Raw genomic sequence first — 20,476 nt, 5'->3', positions numbered from 1 at the left:
CCAGGCGCCGGTCCGGACAAGCCGGGTTCGTCAAGGACGATGCCGGGGACGTCGGGGACGTTGCCTGTTCCGCATCATTAAAGCGCGTCGCGGCTGATTGGGCGCGCAAGGATGCTCTATCCCCTTGAACGAGCGCCGCGGCGGCTCGCAAGGCATGGGCCGGAGCCGGCGGCATATTTCGGTTGACGTCAGTAGTCCTGCAGCTCGCAGGAACTCTGCTCGAGAAACCGCGACACGGTCGGCTTCCAGCTGTCGTCGGGCACGAAGGAGCGGATGACGAACATGCCTTCGTCGATGGGCGCTTCGACGAAGATTGCCCCTTGCAATTCCTCCGGGACATCCTTGCGGATCTCGATCATCTGCGCCGGCGTCAGCACGATACTGTCCAGCACCCTTCCGGTCGCGCTGTGGTCGTTGAAGGAGTAGATGTTATGGCCGCTGCGGTCATAGACCGATACGGACCAGAACGGGACGTTTCCCGGTGCCTTCACCCGAACCATCCCATCGGACAGATCGAAGCGGCAAGCCGCAGCATAAAACAGCGGATCGACGGATTTCACCACTGACGTACCGCCGGCCTCAGCGTCCAGCCTGGTCATCCGATAAAGGTTGGAGGCCATGGCCAGCCGCGACCAGGCATTGCGTTCGGAAAATTCCGGGACGAGCAGCAGCACGATGATGTGTACGATGCCGGCGCCAAGCAGGCCGAGCAGGATCGCGTGCGGCAGCCTACGCATTGCAGCCGACCTTCACGATCTGCGGCAGCGTGACATCCGAAAGGCCCGTGCTGCTGGCGATCGGCGTGTCGTAGAATGTCAGCACGAGATACATCCGGCCGACGCCGTCGGAAAGCAGCCAGTTGCCGGGCGCGGGGCGGTTGCTGACGGAAATAAGCACGGAATTGTCGGGCTGGCGCAGCACTTGGTAGGACTGAAGTGCCGCAAGCCTTGGCTTGCCGGTCTCGACCACGCCGAGCGACCGATCGGCGGCATAGAGGGTCCAGAACCGGGCCGTGGGAAATCCGCCTTCGATTTCATAGGCGCATTGGCGTCTCAATAGTTCGCCATCGGAATCGCGTTCGGCGACAAATGACAGGCCTTCTGCCTGCCCGAGTGCAAGGACACCCTCGCGCGCCACGCGGGCTTTCGAATAGGGATCCGCCGCCTGCGTGCCGATATCGGGAAACGCCGTCCATTGCCCGATCCTGATCGCGCCAATGCCATCTTGCGTCTTGAGAGCGTACCAGACGCTGCCGCCGCCGCCGCCGATGGCTATGGCAAGCGCGAGGAGCGTCAGGAATGCGTTCTTGAACATGAAGAGCCGCGGGCATGAGGAGTGCCGCTCGGGGATATCGCGGGGCAGGGGGCCATGGCAAGCGGACCTCGGTGGAATTGCGGCGCGAGGGGATGGCCTGGCCCGTCGTGCCGGCATCAAAGCGCCGACAGGGTCTCCGGTGTCGCAGGCGCTTGGAGGACGGGCGCCGACTGGAACAGCCTTGTGATGTCCCTGAGCGCCCGCGTCGTCTGGCTGGACAGCACCGGCGGCCGCTCGGCAGCGGTGTCGGCCGCTGCCTGCTCGGCATTCTTCTTTTCCGCTTCCTCGGCCTTGGCGATCATCCCTTCGTCGACGAAGGGATGATCGAGGCCGGGGATCGGCTTGAGGTCGATATTCTGGTGCGCATAGACCATCAGCCGCTGCCAAACCATCGCCGGCAGCGAGCCGCCGGTCATGTTGTTGGTCGGGGTGAAGTCGTCATTGCCGAGCCACACGGCAGCCGTGTAGTTGCCTGTAAAGCCGACATACCAGGCGTCGCGGTAAGACTGCGTTGTGCCGGTCTTGCCGGCCGAAACGATATTGGGAAGCGCAGCGCGCCGCGCCGTGCCCATCACCGGCACCGCCGCCAGCATGGTGTTCATGGATTTCAGCGCCTGCTCCGAGAGCACACGGCGCGGCGGCGGCGCATCCTTGGCGAAATCGTAAACCACCTCGCCGGTACGGGTGACGAGTTGGGTGATGCCATGCCGGGAGCCGACAAAGCCATTCTGGGCGAACACGCTATAGCCTGTCGCCTGGTCCATCACGGTCATGCCCGATGTGCCGAGCACCATCGTCTTGTGCGATTCGAGCGGCGATTCGACGCCCATGGCTTCCGCCATCGCCTTGATCGGCTTGATGCCGAGATGATTCTTGGCCAGCCGCACCGGCACGGTGTTGACCGATTTGGCCATCGCCGCGATCAGCGTGACCTTGCCGGCCCGTCCGTCATTGTAATTGTGCGGCGACCAGGCACCCCAGGAGATCGGCGCGCCGGAAACGACGGAGTCCGGCGTGAAGCCGTGCTCCATCGCCGTTGCGTATACGTAGGGTTTAAACGATGAGCCGCTCTGGCGCAGCGCCTTGGTGGCGCGGTTGAACTGGCTGGCACCGTAGTCGCGGCCGCCGACGATCGCCCTGACTGCGCCATTGGTTTCGATGACGACCATGGCGCCTTCGGTGACGTTGTATTCCTTGCCGAACTGGCGGAGATGGAATTCCATCGATTCTTCCGCCGCCTTCTGGATGTTGGCGTCGAAAGTGGTGTGGGCGACCAGCGAATGCTGGCCGGACTTCGCGGCGATCTTCTTGACCTCGTCGAATGCCCAGTCGAGGTAGTAATCCGGGCTCTTCTGCTCGCCGCGGTCGACGATTTCAGCCGGATGCAGCCGCGCCTGCAGCACCTGACCCTCGCTCATGAAGCCGCCTTCGACGAGATTCGACAGCACTACATTGGCCCGCGCCCTGGCAGCAGGCAGGTTGATGTGCGGCGCGTATTTGGTCGGTGCCTTGAACAGGCCGGCCAGCATCGCCGCTTCGGCGAGGTTCACATCCTTGACGCTTTTGCCGAAATAGAAATCGGCGGCCGCTTCGATGCCGAACGTGCCGCCGCCCATATAGACGCGGTCGAGATAGAGCTGCAGGATCTCCTTCTTCGACAGATTGGCCTCGAGCCACAGCGCCAGGAAGGCTTCCTTGACCTTCCGTTCCAACGTCCGTTCATTGGTCAGGAACAGGTTCTTGGCCAGCTGCTGGGTGATGCTCGAGCCGCCCTGAACCACGGAATTCGCCCGCACATTCGCGAAGATCGCGCGCGAAAGGCCGAGCGCGTCGATGCCGTAGTGATCGAAGAAACGCCGATCCTCGGTGGCCAGCACCGCCTTGATGACCTGGTCGGGCATCTCGTCGACCGGCACCGAATCGCGCTGGATGATGCCGCGCTGGCCGATCTCGTTGCCGTAGCGGTCGAGGAAGGTGATGGCGAAATCGCCCTGGGCGCGCCAGTCGCCGGCGGTTTCCTGGAAGGCCGGCAAGGCGAGCGCCAGCATGACGACGATGCCGCCGGCGCCGAGCGTGAAGCCCTCACTCAACAGTTCGATGATGCCGCGGCGCCAGCCGGAGACGCGGAAGCGCCGGAAAAAAATGGTGGCCGCTTCCCAGAACCGGCGCGCCTTGAAGCCGGTCTCGTAGAGCGAGGAATCGAACCACGCATCCGCCGCCAGCAGTCTTGCGGCAATCGGACCCCTTCTCTTGCGTATTTTCAAAGGACTGGCCATTCCAAGATCCGGCTGCGGCTACGCCTCCCACTGAGAAGCGGCACTCCTACCAGACTATTTGTCCATTTTGGCCCCGCTCACAAGGGCGAGGGGACTTTCGCGGTACAGTTTGTTGATACCAGGGTAGGGCTGCCACCTCGCGCCCGCTTACTGCGCCGCGATAAAGTGCATGAAATGCGCCACGTCGGCATCGCTTGGCTCCTGGCCGGTGAAACTGCGCAGATAGGCGGCGAGATGACTGACTCTCGCCTCGACCGGTTCCTTGAGGTCGAGCACATAATAGCCGATCTGCATGTAGTAGAGCACACGGGCGCGGATGAAGGCATCCTCTTCGGCGTAGCCATGCCGGCGATACATGTCGCGGATCGCGCCCAGTCGGTCATTGTCGGCCTGGTCGATGGCCCGGCGCACGTCGTCGGAGCGACGCGCCCATTCCCGGATGGCGAAGTCGAGCCTGGGATCGAACAGGCGCTCGTCGGCCCAGCATTCGAACACATTCATGACCCCCATGATGATGCTTTCGGCCGGCCGCTGCGCGCGTTCGACGATCGACTTGGTGTTGGTGTCCCGCCAATGGGCAAGCAACTGGTCGAGCAGGTCCTGACGGCTCTCGAAATACCAGTAGAAGCTTGAGCGCGAAACGCCGAGCTTCTGGCCGAGCGGCAGCACGCGCACGCTTTCGATGCCGTCTGAAATCAGTGTCTGGAGCGCAAGATTGATCCAGTCCCGGCGCGTCACCTTGGTGTTGCCGGGCGCCGGCTCGTCCTGCGGAGAAATCATGATCATGGCCGCACAATAGGCATGAGGGCGAACTGCATACAACCGTACTAGACACATGTGTCCAGTGCAAGTATCCTGTCTCGAACTAGGCCGAGCGGCCGACGCGCGTCATCGCGGCTTCTCCCTACGATCCCCAGGGCAGGGCAATACGGCAATGAGGAGTATCCGCCATGGTCGATGACGCCGCACGCAACCTCAGGCGCGAACGCAGGCGCGGACGAACCGGCGAGGCCGGCAGCGAGACCAGCCGCCGGCCGGACTATCGTTCGCTGAAGAACCCGTTCCTGCCACAGCCGATCTTTTCGGCCGACCAGGTCGCCGCGATCCACGACACGGCGCTGCGCGTGCTCGAGCAACTCGGCGCCAAGGTGCTGCTGCCAGAGGCGCGCGCCATTCTTGCCCGTGCCGGCGCTTTGGTCGACGAGGACAGCCAGATGGTGCGCATCGGCCGCGACATTGTCGCGGCGGCGCTGGCCTCGGCGCCGAAATCGATCCGCGTCCATGCCGGCGACCGTGCCCGCGACCTGACGCTCGAGCTCGGCTCGATGGCGTTCCTGGCCGGATCCGGGGCGCCGAACGTCACCGATCTAGAGCACGGCCGGCGGCCGGGAACGCTTGCCGCTTTCGAGGATCTCATCCGGCTGGTGCAGCATTTCGACGTGCTGCACATGCTGGGACCTTGCATCGAGCCGCAGGACATCGACAACCGCTTCCGCCATTACGCCGTCAACCGCGCGCAGTTGACGCTGTCGGACAAGCTGCCGTTCGTCTTCGCGCGCGGCACGCCGCAGGTCGAGGACGGCTTCGAGATGCTGCGGCTGGCGCGCGGCTTGTCCGAGGACGAATTCCGTTCGGGCGCTCATTGCTACACCGTCATCAACACCAACTCGCCGCGTCAGCTCGATGTTCCGATGGCACAAGGCATCATCGACTTTGCCAAGGCGGGGCAGGTGCTGGTCATCACGCCCTTCTGCCTGGCCGGCGCCATGGCGCCGATTACCGTGGCCGGCGCGCTGACGCTGCAGCACGCCGAAGCGCTGGCCGGGCTGACGCTGGCCCAGATCGTGCGGCCGGGCGCGCCGGTCGTCTATGGCTCCTTCTCCTCCAATGTCGACATGAAGTCCGGGGCGCCGGCCTTCGGCACGCCGGAGCACGTCAAGGCGACGCTGGGCGCCGGTCAGCTTGCACGCTTCACCGGTCTTCCCTGGCGGTCCGGCGGTGGCAGTGCTGCCAACATTTCGGACGCGCAGGCAGCCCACGAAACGCAGTTCGCGCTGTGGGGTTCGGTGCTCGCCGGCGCGACGGTCTGCATCCATGCTGCGGGCTGGCTCGAAGGCGGGTTGAGCGTCTCGTTCGAGAAGCTGATCACCGATATCGAGGCGCTGCAGACCATCGCGGAACTCTGCGCGGCGACGCCCGGCGACGAGGCCGCGATCGGCTTCGAGGCTATCGCCGAAGTGCAGCCGGGCGGGCATTTCTTCTCGGCCGGACACACAATGGCGCGCTACCGCACCGCTTTCTACGAACCGCTGGTCGCCGATTGGTCGAATTTCGGCAACTGGACTGAGGCTGGGTCAAGAACCGCCACCGAGCGCGCCACCGGCATCTGGAAACGGCTGCTGGCCGATTTTCGGCCGCCGGCTTGCGCCGCTGCCACATCAGGGGTTCTCGACGAATTCATTGCGCGGCGCACGGAAGAGGGTGGCGCAGCACCGGTTTCGTGATGTAGTTCAGCGAGCGCGCGTTACATGGGGCGCTTGTCGCCTGCCTTCTGCGGGTCGCGGCGGATCGTGCCGGCATCGGCTTTCCTGTGCTTGTCGGCGGCGAGTCTGCGAATGCGATCGAAGCGGCTTTCCTCGGCCACTTTGGTCTTTACTACAGCATTTGGCTTCGGGACGAATGCAATCATTGGATCGATCTCCTTGCCGACGGCTGCGCGCCGAGGGATGCCCCGGCGGCTGTCTTTCAGGCTCTCGTCAAGAGCACGTTCTCTCCGAGAGGTCGAAGATGTTAGGTGGCGAGAGCGACCGCGCAGCTTTGCGCACCCAGCCTGTCGGGCGAGGTTTTTCCGGGCATGGTCGCCCAGCCGCCCGTCTCGATGAACTGCCACTTCTTGTAGCTGTCGGTTATGGCCTTGAACTCGACAAGTTTGGCGGCCGCGTCGGGCGCCGTATTGAAGCGATCGACGCAGACCGCCGAGGCCAGTTCGCTGCGCGCCGTATCGCCGGCGGTGGCCGCCAGCGCGCGTGAGGTGCCGCCGGTCACCCAGCCGCCCCAGTTGAAACCGATGATCAGCGTGGCGACGAAGGTTGCAGCGCATGCCCACAAAAGCGTGGATTTGGCCGGCTGGTAATCTTCCCATCGACGCGCGAGAGATGGCTTGCTGCTTTGTGTGGCCACGGACAGTTCCTTCCTGGTTGATGTTGGGATCGGTCGCCCGGCCTTGCTGAGGCCAGGCCTTGCAGGGCCCATTTACGGGAGCGGGTGGTCAGTAGCCGCCCATGCCGGCCGAAGGCGCAGCGTCTTTTGCTGGAATGTCGGTGATCATGGCTTCCGCGGTGATCAGCAGCGCCGCGATCGACCCGGCATCCTGCAACGCGGTCCGCACCACCTTTGCGGGATCGACGATGCCGGCCTTGATCATGTCGACATAGGTCTCGTTCTGGGCGTCGAAGCCCTGATTGTGATCCTTGCTGTCCGTGAGCCTGCCGACAACGATCGAACCTTCGACGCCGGAGTTCTCGGCGATCTGGCGGATCGGCGCTTCGAGCGCTCTCGACACGATCGAAATGCCCGCCGTCACATCGGCATTGGCTCCGGTCAGCCCGTTCAGTACGGCCTTGGCGCGCAGCAGCGCGACACCGCCGCCGGGAACGATGCCTTCTTCCACTGCCGCGCGCGTGGCGTTCAGCGCATCGTCGATGCGGTCCTTCTTTTCCTTGACCTCGGACTCGGTCGCGCCGCCGACGCGAATGACCGCGACGCCGCCGGCGAGCTTAGCCAGCCGCTCCTGCAGCTTCTCCTTGTCGTAGTCGGAGGTGGTTTCCTCGATCTGCCCCTTGATCTGCTGGACACGCGCCTGGATCGTGGCCTTCTCGCCGGCGCCGTCGATGATCGTCGTCGTGTCCTTCTCGATCAGCACGCGCTTGGCGCGGCCTAGCATGTCGATGGTGATGTTTTCGAGTTTGATGCCGAGGTCCTCCGAAATCATCTGGCCGGCGGTGAGCACCGCGATGTCTTCCAGCATCGCCTTGCGGCGGTCACCGAAGCCCGGCGCCTTGACGGCCGCAACCTTGAGGCCGCCGCGCAATTTGTTGACGACCAGCGTCGCCAGCGCTTCGCCTTCGACGTCCTCGGAGATGATCAGCAGCGGCTTGCCGCTTTGCACCACGGCTTCGAGGATCGGAAGCATCGCCTGCAGATTGCCGAGCTTCTTTTCATGGATGAGGACGTAAGGGTCCTCCAGCTCGGCGCGCATCTTCTCGGCATTGGTGACGAAATAGGGCGAGAGATAGCCGCGGTCGAACTGCATGCCCTCGACGACGTCGAGTTCGGTGTCGGCGGTCTTGGCTTCCTCGACGGTGATGACGCCGTCATTGCCGACCTTGTCCATCGCCTTGGCGATCATGGCGCCGACGGTGGTGTCGCCATTGGCGGCAATGGTGCCGACCTGCGCGATTTCACCGGAAGATTTGACCTTCTTGGCGCGTGCCTGGATTTCCTTGACGACAGCGGTAACGGCAAGGTCGATGCCGCGCTTGAGGTCCATCGGGTTCATGCCGGCGGCAACGAATTTGGCGCCCTCGCGCAAGATGGAAGCGGCAAGCACCGTGGCGGTGGTGGTACCGTCGCCGGCAAGGTCGTTGGTCTTCGACGCCACTTCGCGCACCATCTGCGCGCCCATGTTCTCGAACTTGTCGGCAAGCTCGATTTCCTTGGCTACCGCCACCCCGTCCTTGGTGATGCGCGGTGCGCCATAGGCCTTGTCGATGACGACGTTGCGGCCCTTGGGGCCGAGCGTCACCTTGACGGCGTTGTTGAGGATTTCGACACCGCGCAGCATGCGGTCACGCGCATCGGTGGAGAATTTGATTTCCTTGGCAGACATGATTTTTCATCCCGTTTGTGTGTGGAGTAAGCCGTTCGCTTTGGAACCAGAAAGACTTCGGCATTCCGCCTGAAGCATCGGCTCGAAAATCGGAATCGATTTTCGGAAAAGCACGATGCGTAGATTCAAAAACTTGGAGCGTCCTTTGCGCGTCCAAGAGGACGCGCGGCGCTCCAATCAGGCGGCCTTCTTGGCAGCGATGGTCTTCTCGATGATGCCCATGATGTCGGCCTCCTTCATGATCAGAAGGTCCTCGCCATCTATCTTGACCTCGGTTCCCGACCATTTGCCAAACAGGATGAGGTCGCCGGCCTTGACGTCGAGCGCGATCAGCGCGCCGCTTTCGTCACGCGCGCCCGGCCCGACGGCGATCACTTCGCCTTCCTGCGGCTTTTCCTTGGCATTGTCGGGAATGATGATGCCGCCCTTGGATTTGGTGTCGCTTTCGGCGCGCCGAATGACGACGCGATCGTGGAGGGGCCGGAATTTCATGGGAACTCTTTCTGGGGCCGGCTTAGGCGGCCGCTCCCTTCTATAGGCCCGTTGGCACTCGATTGATAGGAGTGCCAAAAAATATTCATGCCTGTCGGAAACTATTGAATAGTATTTTTTTGCTGTTTCATTTTCAGAATTTCGACCAATTCAAAATAATCTGGAAGTTGAATTTTTTGTTCCGAGTTCCTATTTTAGATGGGAAATTCACTTTCATAATCTCAGTCAAAAGGAGATTTTATCGATGGCGGAAGTTAGCCAGAACATCATGGAAAAAGCTGAAGCGCGCTTCATGGAGAAGCAGAAGAAAACCGCGGAACGCAACCAGGCAACGGCCGAATATGTTTCCGAGGCCAAGGCCAGGACCATTAAGACGGCAAGATTGCGGGCGTTGCGGCTGGCCAAGGAAGAGGCCGACCGCGCCGCGGAGGCCCTCAATCCCGTCGCCCCCAAGAAAAAGCGGGCGTCGCGGGCGGTCAAGAAAGCAGACGTTGCATCAACGGAGGTCAAGTCATGAGCCTGACATTTCCCAATCGAAGCCGCAGCTACGACGAGGCGGGCAAACGCATCCGCTTCGTCGGCCATGACGGCATGTTCCAGATTTCCTTCTCTGTCGCCACTGATGCCATCTCGAAGGCACCATCAGAGGCACCAACTGCTGAAGCCACCTATCTGGCGGCGTTCGACACCGCCTCCAGTTCCATCCATGAAATCGCCAGAAATGCCTATGCCCGCACTCGCAAGAGCATATATGTGCTGACCGCGGCCGATTTTCGCTAAATCCCGAGCGGCTGCGCTATCGGGGCCAATACGCCAGATTCCAACCTAGGCGCAAATGCCGCCTGAGGCAGGCCGGCATCCTTTTCGTTTCCACCCCGATCGAATGTCGATTGGTTAGGCCTGCGTAATGAAGAGCACCATCGCCAGTATATCAACCGTCCACACAACGACGGACAGCTTCAAGGCCAGGCCACCGTGTGAAGACAGAACCTCCCGCATGCGGGTCGCTATGCTCCCCATGCTCTTCGACATGGTCGGCGCCGCCGCAATTACGACTGGCGGCTTGATTCCGAGCTTTCCAAAGACAGGCAGCAGCGATGGCTCGCGCACGAAACGACCTCGAATGTCCGGAGCAACAAACACCTCCATAACACCGTTTTTCAAACGCCTTGCATGCCGAATGAGAAGGCGCGGGTTGGCCACCCGACATTCCTGACGCGAGGAGGCCGCGGCATGGAGATGCCGTGATCTGGCGCCAGAACGTCAACGCGGCTACGCTGCAAGCAGGAATCGCTGACGGCGTAAAGGCCTGTTTAGCCGTGACGGGCGAGGGAGAAAACAATGACCGCGCCGGCTGCCGCGTTGCAGAAGGCCTTGTTCCAAGCGCTGGACGCTGACGGTTCCCTGTCAGCGGCATTGGGCGGCGCAAAACTATTCGACCATGCCCCGGAAAACATCCCGTTTCCCTATGTGACGTTCGGCCGGACCAGCGTCTATGACTGGGTAACCGGAAGGGAGAACGACGCCGAGCAGCTTTTCACTCTGCATTTCTGGTCGAAATCCGAGGCCAGGAAAGAAATGCTCGACGTGATGGACATGGTCAGCGCCCGCCTTCAGGATGCGGCGCTGGCGCTCGACGAGCATCACCGCGTCAATCTCAGGCTCGAATTCACTGAGGTCCGTTACGACGAGGATCTTTCAGCCTGTCACGGGCTGCTGCGCTTTCGCGCCGTGACGGAAGAAAACGCCTGACGCGCTTTCAATATGGCTGCAACACAGTCTAGACTGGCGCTTGGATTTGCCGGATTGGGGCGGCGAAAATCACAAGGTCGGTTGTCTTGCATTTCAGGGGGTGAGACAGGCATGTGTTGCAGGCAATGTTCATATCACGTTCAGCACCGATGCGTTAGGACGCTGATCATGAAAACGCTTCGCTCCCACTTCCCAACCGCGACACTTGCGCTCTGCGCTGCCGGTCTGTTTGCGTCGCAGGCGACGGCGCTGCCGGTCGTCGTGCCCGAGCACAACCGGCCGATCGTCCTGGCCGCCTCCGACTGCTACGCGATCGGTCAGCAGGTCGCCGAGCAGAATGGCGGCACGCTGGCCAAGGCGTCGCAGTCGACGCGCGGTGGCCAGCCGGTCTGCGTCATCGTCGTGCTGGTTCCGGGCAAGGATGGGCAGCGTCCACGCCGCACGGAGATCGTCGTTCCGCTGAACTGATGCCTGCCGTATCCCAGGCGCTGGAATCGGCCTATATCTGACGTCCAGCTCCTCAACAGGCTGATTCCTCAACAGGCCAATTCTTCAACAGGTATGATCCCCGCATGCGCGTGCTCGTCGTCGAAGATGACAAGGATTTGAACCGGCAGATATCGGACGCGCTGGTCGATGCCGGCTATGTTGTCGACCGGGCTTTCGACGGTGAGGAAGGGCATTTTCTCGGCGACACCGAGCCCTATGACGCCGTGGTGCTCGACATCGGCTTGCCGCAGATGGACGGCATCAGCGTGGTCGAACGCTGGCGGCGCGGCGGCCGCAAGATGCCGGTCCTGATTCTGACGGCGCGCGATCGCTGGAGCGACAAGGTATCCGGCATCGACGCCGGCGCCGACGATTATGTCACCAAGCCGTTCCACATCGAAGAGGTGCTGGCCAGGGTCCGAGCGCTCATCCGGCGCGCGGCCGGCCATGCGTCGTCCGAGCTGACCTGCGGGCCGCTGCGGCTCGACACCAAAGCCTCCAAGGCCGATGTCGACGGCGTGCCGTTGAAGCTGACGTCGCACGAATTTCGCCTGCTTGCCTATCTGATGCACCATATGGGCGAGGTCGTGTCCCGAACCGAGTTGGTCGAGCACCTTTACGATCAGGATTTCGACCGCGATTCCAACACAATCGAGGTCTTTGTCGGGCGGCTTCGCAAGAAGATGGGCATCGACATGATAGAAACCGTTCGCGGCATGGGCTATCGAATGCGTGAGCCGGAGGCGTAAGGCGGAACCGCTCAAACAGACTGCAAGGACGCCGCTTTCACTGCGGTTCGGGCCGCGTTCGCTGGCGTTCCGGGTGATCGCCTTTTCCACGGTCTGGGCGATACTCACCCTGATTGTCATCTTCACGCTGATCACCACCCTTTATCGCCAGGCGAGCGAGCGCGGTTTCGACAGCCTGTTGTCGGCGCATCTGTTCAATCTGATCGGCTCGGTCGGCGTGTCCGAAGGCGGTTCGCTGACCGGCGCTCCCGACCTGGGCGACCTTCGGTTCTCGGAGCCGAATTCCGGCTGGTACTGGTCGGTCGAGCCTGCATCGGAAGGCGTGAGCGGTGAGCTGCACTCCTCCTCGATGACGAAGGCGATCCTGTCGCCAAGCGTCGCCGACGTTCCCTTCAATGCCAGCTTCCAGCGCAGCTATACGACAGAAGGCATCGATGGCGAGGAACTGGAAGTGTTCGAGAGCGAATTCGTTCTCGACGCGAAAAATCGCGCAGCGCGCTTCCGCGTCATGGGCAACAAGACCGAGCTCGAGCAGGAGATAGGCGCCTTTCAGCGTCGCCTGCTGACCTATCTTTCCCTGTTCGGCGTTGGCATGATTGCCATCAACGCCATCGCGATCCTGCTGGGCCTGCAGCCATTGCGCCGGGTCAGGGACGCTCTCGCCATGGTGCGCGAAGGAACCGCGCAAAAGCTCGACGGTCGCTTCCCTGCCGAGATCGAGCCGCTCGCCGACGAGACCAACGCGTTGATCGAAAACAACAAGCGCATCGTCGAGCGCTCGCGAACGCAGGTCGGCAACCTCGCCCATTCGCTGAAGACGCCGCTGGCGGTGCTGATCAACGAGGGACGGGCGCTCGGTGGCGCCAAGGGCCAGCTCATAGCCGAACAGGCCGCCTCGATGCAGAAGCAGGTTGACCATTATCTGCAGCGCGCCCGCGTCGCGGCGCAACGCGACAGCGTCGTCTACCGCACGCCGGTGACGCCGCTGGTCCAGCGCATGGTGCGCGTGCTGCAAAAACTCAACCCGCAGACCGCTCTCTCGCTTTCGCTGCCCGCAGTCGATATCGTCTTTGCCGGCGAACGCGAGGATCTGGAAGAATTGCTTGGCAATTTGCTCGACAACGCCATGAAATGGGCAAAGAACGCGGTCGCGGTATCGGTGGCGCCAATCTCCGGCAAGAAGAGTGGCTCCGGCAATAAGAGTGGCTCCGGCAAGGAGGGTGCTGTCAATCTGTTCGAGATCAGCATCGAGGATGACGGCCCGGGCATTCCAGAAGACAAGGCACGCGAGGCGCTGAAGCGCGGACGGCGTCTCGACGAGACAAAGCCGGGCACCGGGCTTGGACTTGCCATTGTCGCCGACCTCGTCAACGAATACGGAGGCGTTCTGGCTCTGGAACGGTCCAGCATGGGCGGGTTGAAGGCGGTGGTTCGATTGCGGAGCCTTCACTAGGCCTATGCTTTTTGCTGGGCCAGTCGACATTGATCGACGGTGCGTGATATTGCGGCATGTCGACTGGTCCCGGAGCCGTCGGCCGCGGCCAAATTTCCGACAAACATTGACACTATGGCCACGCCGACTTCCCCCGATGGCGCGGCCCCCAGCTTTAACTCAAGAGACCGGTTTTTGGCATGAAGATTCGCGTCGCGCTCGTCTCCGCACTGCTGGCCGTTTCCGGCTGCACGACGCTGGGCAGGAGCCCTGGCCCCACGGTGGCGCCGCAGCCGGCCGCAACCCCGCCAAGTGGCGGCAAGATCGCGACGACGGTCATTTCCGCCATGGGCGGCGGCCTCGTAAGCGGATCGATCGGTACCGGCTTGAGCGATCCCGAAAAGCGCAAGGCGCTGGAGGCGGAATACAGGGCGCTCGAGTACACGGCGAGCAGCCAGAAGGTGACGTGGAAGAGCGATCGGTCGGCGCATTATGGTGAAGTCGTGCCCGCCCAGCCCTATCGTGTCGGCTCGCAGGACTGCCGACAATACACCCATACGGTGTTTACCGGCGCCGCCGGCGCCACCGCGCGCGGAACCGCTTGCCGCAACGCCGATGGCAGCTGGACGCCGCTGACGTAACGACCGGCCGGACAAAAGTGTGCAGCGGTTTTGCGATAACGACATGCATAAAAACAAGAATTCGCGCAAAAGCATGCCCTCGGGCCTGACCCAGGGCCTGACCCGAGGGTGTGCAGCGGTTTGCAATGACGACATGCATGAAACAACAACCTAAAGTGCGTCGCATGACGCCGGTCGAACGCGACGCGCTTTAGGTCCGGTTGACATCAATCAAGGACATGCGACGTATCTGCCGTCAAAGCGTCGCAGGAAGCCTGTGTTGGCAGGGCAGGGCTCTGCCGTTATTGGAAGAAGCATGCTGTTCTGGGTCATAGCTGCCATTCTCACTCTGGGTGCAAGCCTGGCGGTTCTGCTGCCGCTGGCCGGCGGCCCGAAGGGTGGTTCGGCGAGCAGCGATCATGACCTTGAAGTCTATCGCGACCAGCTGTCCGAGCTTGACCGCGACGTGGCGCGTGGCCTGATCCAGCCGGCGGAGGCCGAAGAGGCGCGTGCGGAGATCGCCCGCCGCATCCTTCGCCTGGACAATGCCGCCGACAAGGCAACGGCGCGGCAGCCGTCGATGGCGACCAGGCTGGTTGCGACGGCCGCTGTCCTGGCGGTTCCGCTGGTCAGTTGGGGCTTGTACAGCCAACTCGGCTCGCCCGATCTGCCGTCGCAGCCGCTCAGCGAGCGACTGGCCAAGAATCCCGCCGACAGTTCGGTCGACGAACTGGTGGCACGCGCCGAGGCCCACCTTGCCGCCAACCCGTCCGATGGCAGGGGTTGGGACGTCCTGGCGCCAATCTATCTGCGCATGCAGCGGTTCTCCGACGCGGTGACGGCGTACCGCAACGCCATTCGCCTCGACGGCGACAGCGCAGCCCGCCAGGCCGGCCTCGGCGAGGCGATCGCCAGCGCAGCGGGCGGCATTGTCTCGGCCGACGCTCAGGCCGCCTTCGAGGCGGCGCTGAAGCTCGATCCTGCAAATCCGAAGGCCAGCTTTTATCTGGCGATGGGCATGGCGCAGGAAGGCCGCATTGAGGAGGCGACGGCCGGCTGGCAGAAAATGCTCGCGGCCTTGCCGCAGGACTCGCCCTGGCGCGGCGCCGTTGAGCAGGCGCTGGCCGAATCCGCCAGGCGCAGCGTCGCTTCGGGAGTGCCTGCAAAAGGCCCGAACGCCGGGGATGTCGACGCCGCCTCGTCGATGTCGCCGCAGGATAGGGAAGCGATGATCAACACCATGGTTGCGGGGCTTGATGAAAAACTGCGGCAAAACCCGCGCGATGCGGAAGGATGGATGCAGCTTATTCGTTCCTATGTCGTGCTGGGCAAGGCCGATCAGGCGCGCGACGCGCTCAATCGCGGTATCGCCGTTTTTGGCTCCGATAGTGACGAAGCGAAGAAATTCACCGCCTTTGCCGTGTCGCTTGGCCTGACGGCGACGGAGTAAAAAATGACGCGCAAGCAGAAACGACTGTCGGTGATCGCCGGAGGGTTGGCCTTCCTCGGTGCCGCCACCGGCCTGACCTTCTACGCGCTCGGCCAGAAGGCCTCCTACTTCTACATGCCCGCCGATCTGACCACCGCCAGCCTGCAGCCCGGGCAGCGTATCAGACTCGGTGGCCTCGTCGAAAAAGGCACGATCGAGCGCGGTCAGGGGACCGCCGTCGCTTTTTCGGTGACCGACAACCAGAAGCAGGTCAAGGTCACCTACACCGGCATTCTTCCCGACCTTTTCCGCGAGGAGCAGGGCGTCATCACTGAAGGCACGTTTCGTCCGGACGGCGTCTTCGTCGCCGACAGCGTGCTGGCCAAGCACGACGAGAACTACATGCCCAAGGAGGTGGCCGACGGCCTCAAGTCCAAGGGCGTGTGGCAGGAGAGCAAAAGTGACTAGGCAGGTTCCGCAAAAGCCTGCCCTCGGGCTTGACCCGAGGGTTTCCACGGTTTTGCGGCAAGACCCTGCGGCAAAACAAAAACCTGGCGGGCTTGGCCACAATGGTTGAAACCGGACATTTCGCGCTGGTCCTGGCGTTCGCGCTGTCTTTGGTGCAGGCGCTGGTGCCGCTGTTCGGCGCGCGTATCAACAGCCAGAAGATGATGGCCGTCGGCGGTCCGGTCGCGGTGACCGGCTTTGCCTTGACCGCTCTCTCCTTCGCGGCGCTGGCGACGGCCTATGCGACGTCCGACTTTTCGGTGGCCAACGTCTGGGACAACTCGCATTCGCTGCAGCCGCTGATCTACAAGATCACCGGCACCTGGGGCAATCACGAGGGTTCGATGCTGCTCTGGGTGCTGATCCTGAGCTTCTTCGGGGCGCTCGTCGCTGCTTTCGGCAGCAATCTTCCAGCGACCCTTCGAGCCACCGTGCTGGCCGTGCAAGGCGCGATCGGCGCCACCTTCTTGCTGTTCATCCTGGCGACGTCCAACCCGTTCGCCAGGCTCAATCCGGCGCCGATCGAGGGCCGCGATCTCAACCCGATCCTGCAGGATCTCGGCCTCGCCATCCATCCGCCGCTGCTCTATCTCGGCTATGTCGGTTTCTCGATCTGCTTTTCCTTCTCGGTCGCCGCCCTCATCGAAGGCCGCATCGACGCGTCCTGGGCGCGCTGGGTGCGGCCATGGACGCTGGTCGCCTGGATGTTCCTGACCGGCGGCATCGCCATGGGCTCCTACTGGGCCTACTACGAACTTGGCTGGGGCGGTTTCTGGTTCTGGGATCCGGTCGAGAACGCCTCGTTCATGCCTTGGCTGGCCGGCACGGCGCTGCTCCATTCGGCGATCGTCATGGAAAAGCGCTCGGCCCTGAAGATCTGGACGCTGTTGCTGGCGATCCTCACCTTCTCGCTGTCGCTGCTCGGCACCTTCCTGGTGCGCTCCGGCGTGCTCACCTCCGTCCACGCCTTCGCCACCGATCCGACGCGCGGCGTGTTTATTCTCTGCATCCTGACACTGTTCATCGGCGGATCACTGGCGTTGTTCGCCTTTCGCGCCTCGAGCTTGACGGCCGGCGGCCTGTTTCATCCGATCTCGCGCGAAGGGGCGCTGGTCCTCAACAATCTGTTCCTGACCACGGCCACCGCCACCGTGCTGATCGGCACGCTGTACCCGCTGGTCGTTGAGGCCGTTTCAGCCGACAAGATTTCGGTCGGCGCGCCATTCTTCAACCTGACATTCGGCCCGCTGATGGTGCCGCTCCTGGTCGCGGTTCCGTTCGGGCCGCTTCTGGCCTGGAAGCGCGGCGACATTTTCGCCGTCGCCCAGCGGCTGATGGCGGCCTTCGCGGCAGCGCTTCTGGCCGTGCTGGTGACGGCCTTGTTCATCGACGGCGCGTCGGTGTTCGCAGCACTTGGCGTCGGCCTGGCCTTCTGGCTGATCTGCGGCGCGCTCACCGATATTGCCGTCAAGTCCGGCCTTGGCAGTGTCGCGCCCGGCATCATGCTCAGGCGCTGCGCCGGCCTGCCGCGTTCGGTCTTCGGCACCGCGCTCGCCCATCTCGGTCTTGGGCTGACGACGCTGGGGATTGTCGGCACGCTTTGCTTCGGCACCGAGAAGGTACTGTCGATGCATGCGGGCGAGACCGTGCAACTGTCCGGCCACACGCTGCGTTTCGAAGGGCTCTATCCGGCCCAGGGGCCTAACTACAGCGAGGATCGCGGCCGCTTCGCCCTGCTCGGCGCTGATGGAAGCACCACCGCCGAGATCACCTCGTCCAAGCGCTCCTATCCGGTCCGGCAGATGACGACGACCGAGTCCGGTATCAAGACGATCGGGTTCAGCCAGCTCTACCTCTCGCTTGGCGACGAGGCGACCGACGGCTCCGTCGTGGTGCGGCTGTGGTGGAAGCCGCTGGTGACGCTGATCTGGGGCGGCGGTCTTGTCATGATGGCAGGTGCTGCGATGTCGCTGATGGACCGGCGGCTGCGCGTCGGCGCACCGTCGCGCCGCCGCAAGTCGGCAGGCGCCGTGCCTTCCGCGAGCCTGCCATGACCACAAGATTTTCACTGGCCTCCCTGATCCTGCTGCTGACGCTGTTGTTTGCCGGCGCCGCACTTGCGGTGAAGCCGGACGAGATTCTGGCCGACCCGGCGCTCGAGGCGCGGGCGCGGACGCTTTCGGAAGAGCTGCGCTGCATGGTTTGCCAGAACCAGTCGATCGACGAATCCGATGCCGACCTTGCCCGCGACCTGCGCGTGCTGGTGCGCCAGCGCCTGGTCGCCGGCGATACCGACCGGCAGGTGATCGATTACATCGTTTCCCGCTATGGCGAGTTCGTGCTGTTGAAGCCGCGCTTCAGCCTGCGCAATGCGCTGTTGTGGGGCACGCCGGTCCTTCTGCTGCTTGCCGGCGGGATTTTTATCGTGCTGACCGCCCGGTCGCGCCGTTCGACGCCTGCGGCCATGCTCACCGCCGAGGAGAAGGCAGCGTTGGACAAGGTGCTGGGTGACTAACCCGGCCCGGCCGCCCCGTCGCCAAGACCGCGGCCGTGTCACGAATGAACCAAAGTGTTTGTGTCCGCAAACATTACCAAAGTTTCATGCACTGGAAATGGCGCCGTAATGTGCGCGCCTCTATTTCTCTTGGCCGAGGATGCCGACCGAAGCGCATCCCTTGAAAGAGGATACGAGACCCATGAATATTGCCCCCAATTCACATTCCCGCACTCGCAAGCGCCTGATGGCTGCCGCCGCATCAGTGGCCATTGCCGGCGCGATCGGCTTCGGCGCGGTTGCCACCGGGACAGCCCCCGTCCTGGCCGAGGCCGTGCGTGTCGAGGCGCCTCAAGTCCCGAGCTTCGCCGACGTGGTCGAGCGCGTTTCGCCGGCGGTTGTCAGTGTCCGCGTCAAAGCCAAGATAGAATCGACCGCCGACGACGGCTCCGACCTGCCCGACGCCTTCGGCAATCTCCCCGACGATCCGCAATTGCGCCGCTTCTTCAGGGAGTTCCGTGGCTTTGGCGATCAGGATGGCCGGGATGGAATGCGACGTTTCGGACGCGGTGACCGCGAGCCGCGGCCGGTCGCTCAAGGGTCCGGCTTCTTCATCTCTGAGGACGGCTACCTCGTCACCAACAACCATGTCGTCGGAGACGGCTCGTCCTTCACGGTGGTGATGCATGACGGCAAGGAACTCGACGCCAAGTTGGTCGGCACAGATCCGCGCACCGATCTCGCAGTGCTCAAGGTCGAAGGCGACGGCAAGTTCACCTATGTCGACTTCGCCGATGATTCAAAGGTTCGCGTCGGCGACTGGGTTGTGGCCGTCGGCAATCCGTTCGGCCTCGGCGGCACGGTCACCGCCGGCATTGTCTCGGCCCGTGGTCGCGACATCGGCGCCGGTCCTTATGATGATTTCATCCAGATCGATGCCTCGGTGAACCGCGGCAATTCGGGCGGCCCGACCTTCAACCTCAACGGCCAGGTCGTCGGCATCAACACCGCGATCTTCTCGCCGTCCGGCGGCAGCGTCGGCATTGCCTTCGACATTCCCGCCTCGACCGCCAAACAGGTCGTGCAGGATCTGATGAAGGACGGCACCGTCCAGCGCGGCTGGCTTGGCGTCGAGATCCAGCCGGTCACCTCCGAAATCGCCGAATCGCTCGGGTTGAAGTCCGACAAGGGCGCGCTCGTTTCCAGCGCCCAGGACGATGGTCCCGGCAAGGAGGCCGGCATATCGGCTGGTGACGTCATCACTCAGGTGGACGGCAAGGAAGTCGCTTCGCCGAAGGAACTCGCCCGTCTGGTCGGCGCCTACCCGCCCGGCAAGCCGGTCGACGTCACGCGGTGGCGTGACGGCAAGAGTGAAACGGTCAAGGTCGACCTCGGCACGCTGCCTTCGAGTGACAAGCAGGCTTCGGCCGACCAGCAGCCTTCCGCTCCGCCAAAGGCCGATACGCTGGCCGACCTCGGTCTCACCGTCACCAGGTCCGACGATGGCAACGGGCTTGTGGTGACCGATGTCGATCCCGACAGCGATGCTGCCGATCGCGGCATCCAGCCCGGCGACGTCATCACCTCGGTCAATTCGACGGAGGTCAATGGCACCGACGACGTCGCCAAGGCCATGGCCGACGCGGTGAAGTCGGGCCGCAAGGCGGTGCTGATGCAGATCACCCGCGACGACAGCAACCGCTTCGTCGCGCTGCCTGTCGCCAAGGGCTGACGTTCCAGACTTTTCCGATGCGGCGGTTTCAAACACCCCGAGCCGTCGCATGGGGAAAGCACGGGGGCTTGAACACGTTAGTCAGTCATCGTGTTCCGCCCCAGCGGCAGCGGGCTCCCATCGCCCGCTGCCGCTCCAACATAGCATGACGATATGCTCAAACATAAAGCATCTCGCCCAAATCCGAGGATGCCGCGGCTCGGGGTCAACAACATTCCAAAACAAAGACTTACTTCTCATTCTTGAATCACTTTGTTGGCGATGCACTTCGAGGCCATGATGCCTATGCCGGCCACTCAATC

General features: G+C 63.0%; 22 protein-coding genes. 13 read left to right on the top strand and 9 right to left on the bottom strand.

What is annotated here, in order from left to right:
• Window positions 1–188 precede the first annotated feature (188 nt).
• The 4 genes from BQ8794_RS28435 to BQ8794_RS28420 all read right to left on the bottom strand — a co-directional run bounded on the left by BQ8794_RS28435 (window position 189) and on the right by BQ8794_RS28420 (window position 4,376).
• Entirely contained in the window at window positions 189–737 is a 549-nt protein-coding gene (locus BQ8794_RS28435; RefSeq protein ID WP_077381992.1) for a DUF1254 domain-containing protein, read from the bottom strand.
• Complete coding sequence (locus BQ8794_RS28430) at window positions 730–1,314, bottom strand: DUF1214 domain-containing protein (RefSeq protein ID WP_077381989.1); 585 nt, start codon at window positions 1,312–1,314, stop codon at window positions 730–732. Before BQ8794_RS28430 ends, BQ8794_RS28435 begins: the two co-directional genes overlap by 8 nt.
• A 116-nt stretch (window positions 1,315–1,430) precedes the next feature.
• A complete protein-coding gene (locus BQ8794_RS28425) occupies window positions 1,431–3,590 on the bottom strand; it encodes a transglycosylase domain-containing protein (protein ID WP_077381987.1) in 2,160 nt (719 codons plus the stop codon).
• 147 nt (window positions 3,591–3,737) lie between these two features.
• Entirely contained in the window at window positions 3,738–4,376 is a 639-nt protein-coding gene (locus tag BQ8794_RS28420) for a TetR/AcrR family transcriptional regulator (RefSeq protein WP_077381985.1), read from the bottom strand.
• Window positions 4,377–4,540: 164 nt separating this feature from the next.
• On the opposite strand from BQ8794_RS28420, the gene BQ8794_RS28415 reads away from it, so the two are divergent.
• Window positions 4,541–6,094, top strand: coding sequence for a trimethylamine methyltransferase family protein (locus BQ8794_RS28415; RefSeq protein ID WP_077381983.1), 1,554 nt, complete (start codon window positions 4,541–4,543; stop codon window positions 6,092–6,094).
• A gap of 20 nt (window positions 6,095–6,114) precedes the next feature.
• Here BQ8794_RS28415 and BQ8794_RS35810 read toward each other — a convergent pair whose 3' ends face one another.
• From BQ8794_RS35810 to BQ8794_RS28400, 4 genes are all read right to left on the bottom strand, one after another.
• Complete coding sequence (locus BQ8794_RS35810; RefSeq protein WP_167366301.1) at window positions 6,115–6,279, bottom strand: hypothetical protein; 165 nt, start codon at window positions 6,277–6,279, stop codon at window positions 6,115–6,117.
• A gap of 101 nt (window positions 6,280–6,380) precedes the next feature.
• Complete coding sequence (locus tag BQ8794_RS28410) at window positions 6,381–6,770, bottom strand: hypothetical protein (RefSeq protein ID WP_077381981.1); 390 nt, start codon at window positions 6,768–6,770, stop codon at window positions 6,381–6,383.
• Window positions 6,771–6,858: 88 nt separating this feature from the next.
• Entirely contained in the window at window positions 6,859–8,478 is a 1,620-nt protein-coding gene (gene groL, locus BQ8794_RS28405) for a chaperonin GroEL (RefSeq protein WP_077381979.1), read from the bottom strand.
• Between the two features lie 177 nt (window positions 8,479–8,655).
• Entirely contained in the window at window positions 8,656–8,970 is a 315-nt protein-coding gene (locus tag BQ8794_RS28400; RefSeq protein ID WP_077381977.1) for a co-chaperone GroES, read from the bottom strand.
• Window positions 8,971–9,214: 244 nt separating this feature from the next.
• On the opposite strand from BQ8794_RS28400, the gene BQ8794_RS28395 reads away from it, so the two are divergent.
• Together BQ8794_RS28395 and BQ8794_RS28390 are read left to right on the top strand one after the other, a co-directional pair.
• Window positions 9,215–9,487 (top strand): hypothetical protein, encoded by a 273-nt coding sequence (locus tag BQ8794_RS28395; RefSeq protein WP_077381975.1) that lies wholly within the window; start codon window positions 9,215–9,217, stop codon window positions 9,485–9,487.
• Complete coding sequence (locus BQ8794_RS28390; RefSeq protein ID WP_077381973.1) at window positions 9,484–9,750, top strand: DUF1488 family protein; 267 nt, start codon at window positions 9,484–9,486, stop codon at window positions 9,748–9,750. The genes BQ8794_RS28395 and BQ8794_RS28390 overlap by 4 nt, the downstream gene beginning before the upstream one ends.
• A gap of 114 nt (window positions 9,751–9,864) precedes the next feature.
• Here the strand turns inward: BQ8794_RS28390 and BQ8794_RS28385 are convergent, their stop codons facing one another.
• Window positions 9,865–10,173 (bottom strand): hypothetical protein, encoded by a 309-nt coding sequence (locus BQ8794_RS28385; protein WP_244555130.1) that lies wholly within the window; start codon window positions 10,171–10,173, stop codon window positions 9,865–9,867.
• Window positions 10,174–10,311: 138 nt separating this feature from the next.
• Between BQ8794_RS28385 and BQ8794_RS28380 the strand changes: the two genes are divergently transcribed.
• The 10 genes from BQ8794_RS28380 to BQ8794_RS28335 all read left to right on the top strand — a co-directional run bounded on the left by BQ8794_RS28380 (window position 10,312) and on the right by BQ8794_RS28335 (window position 20,174).
• The gene (locus BQ8794_RS28380; RefSeq protein ID WP_077381971.1) at window positions 10,312–10,722 is read left to right on the top strand and encodes a DUF3168 domain-containing protein; all 411 of its coding nucleotides are present in this window, start codon (window positions 10,312–10,314) and stop codon (window positions 10,720–10,722) included.
• 168 nt (window positions 10,723–10,890) lie between these two features.
• Window positions 10,891–11,190, top strand: coding sequence for a hypothetical protein (locus tag BQ8794_RS28375; protein ID WP_077381969.1), 300 nt, complete (start codon window positions 10,891–10,893; stop codon window positions 11,188–11,190).
• Between the two features lie 104 nt (window positions 11,191–11,294).
• Window positions 11,295–11,960, top strand: a complete 666-nt coding sequence (locus tag BQ8794_RS28370; RefSeq protein ID WP_023800820.1) for a response regulator transcription factor — start codon at window positions 11,295–11,297, stop codon at window positions 11,958–11,960.
• On the top strand, window positions 11,944–13,413 hold the full coding sequence (locus BQ8794_RS28365) for an ATP-binding protein (RefSeq protein ID WP_077381967.1): 1,470 nt from the start codon (window positions 11,944–11,946) through the stop codon (window positions 13,411–13,413). Before BQ8794_RS28370 ends, BQ8794_RS28365 begins: the two co-directional genes overlap by 17 nt.
• Window positions 13,414–13,592: 179 nt before the next feature.
• Entirely contained in the window at window positions 13,593–14,033 is a 441-nt protein-coding gene (locus BQ8794_RS28360; RefSeq protein ID WP_077381965.1) for a hypothetical protein, read from the top strand.
• A 295-nt stretch (window positions 14,034–14,328) separates the two neighbouring features.
• Complete coding sequence (ccmI, locus tag BQ8794_RS28355) at window positions 14,329–15,462, top strand: c-type cytochrome biogenesis protein CcmI (RefSeq protein WP_077381963.1); 1,134 nt, start codon at window positions 14,329–14,331, stop codon at window positions 15,460–15,462.
• 3 nt (window positions 15,463–15,465) lie between these two features.
• Window positions 15,466–15,909, top strand: a complete 444-nt coding sequence (gene ccmE / locus BQ8794_RS28350; RefSeq protein WP_077381961.1) for a cytochrome c maturation protein CcmE — start codon at window positions 15,466–15,468, stop codon at window positions 15,907–15,909.
• A gap of 101 nt (window positions 15,910–16,010) precedes the next feature.
• Window positions 16,011–18,002, top strand: coding sequence for a heme lyase CcmF/NrfE family subunit (locus BQ8794_RS28345; RefSeq protein WP_077381959.1), 1,992 nt, complete (start codon window positions 16,011–16,013; stop codon window positions 18,000–18,002).
• Window positions 17,999–18,463: a cytochrome c-type biogenesis protein gene (locus BQ8794_RS28340; protein WP_077381957.1), complete on the top strand. Its 465-nt coding sequence runs from the start codon at window positions 17,999–18,001 to the stop codon at window positions 18,461–18,463. Before BQ8794_RS28345 ends, BQ8794_RS28340 begins: the two co-directional genes overlap by 4 nt.
• Before the next feature lie 181 nt (window positions 18,464–18,644).
• Window positions 18,645–20,174 (top strand): Do family serine endopeptidase, encoded by a 1,530-nt coding sequence (locus tag BQ8794_RS28335; RefSeq protein ID WP_077382247.1) that lies wholly within the window; start codon window positions 18,645–18,647, stop codon window positions 20,172–20,174.
• Window positions 20,175–20,476 lie beyond the last annotated feature (302 nt).

The organism is Mesorhizobium prunaredense (assembly GCF_900156895.1).
Classification (GTDB): domain Bacteria; phylum Pseudomonadota; class Alphaproteobacteria; order Rhizobiales; family Rhizobiaceae; genus Mesorhizobium; species Mesorhizobium prunaredense.
The sequence above is the reverse complement of the archived record's forward strand: the minus strand, read 5'-3'. Positions and strand labels throughout refer to the sequence as shown.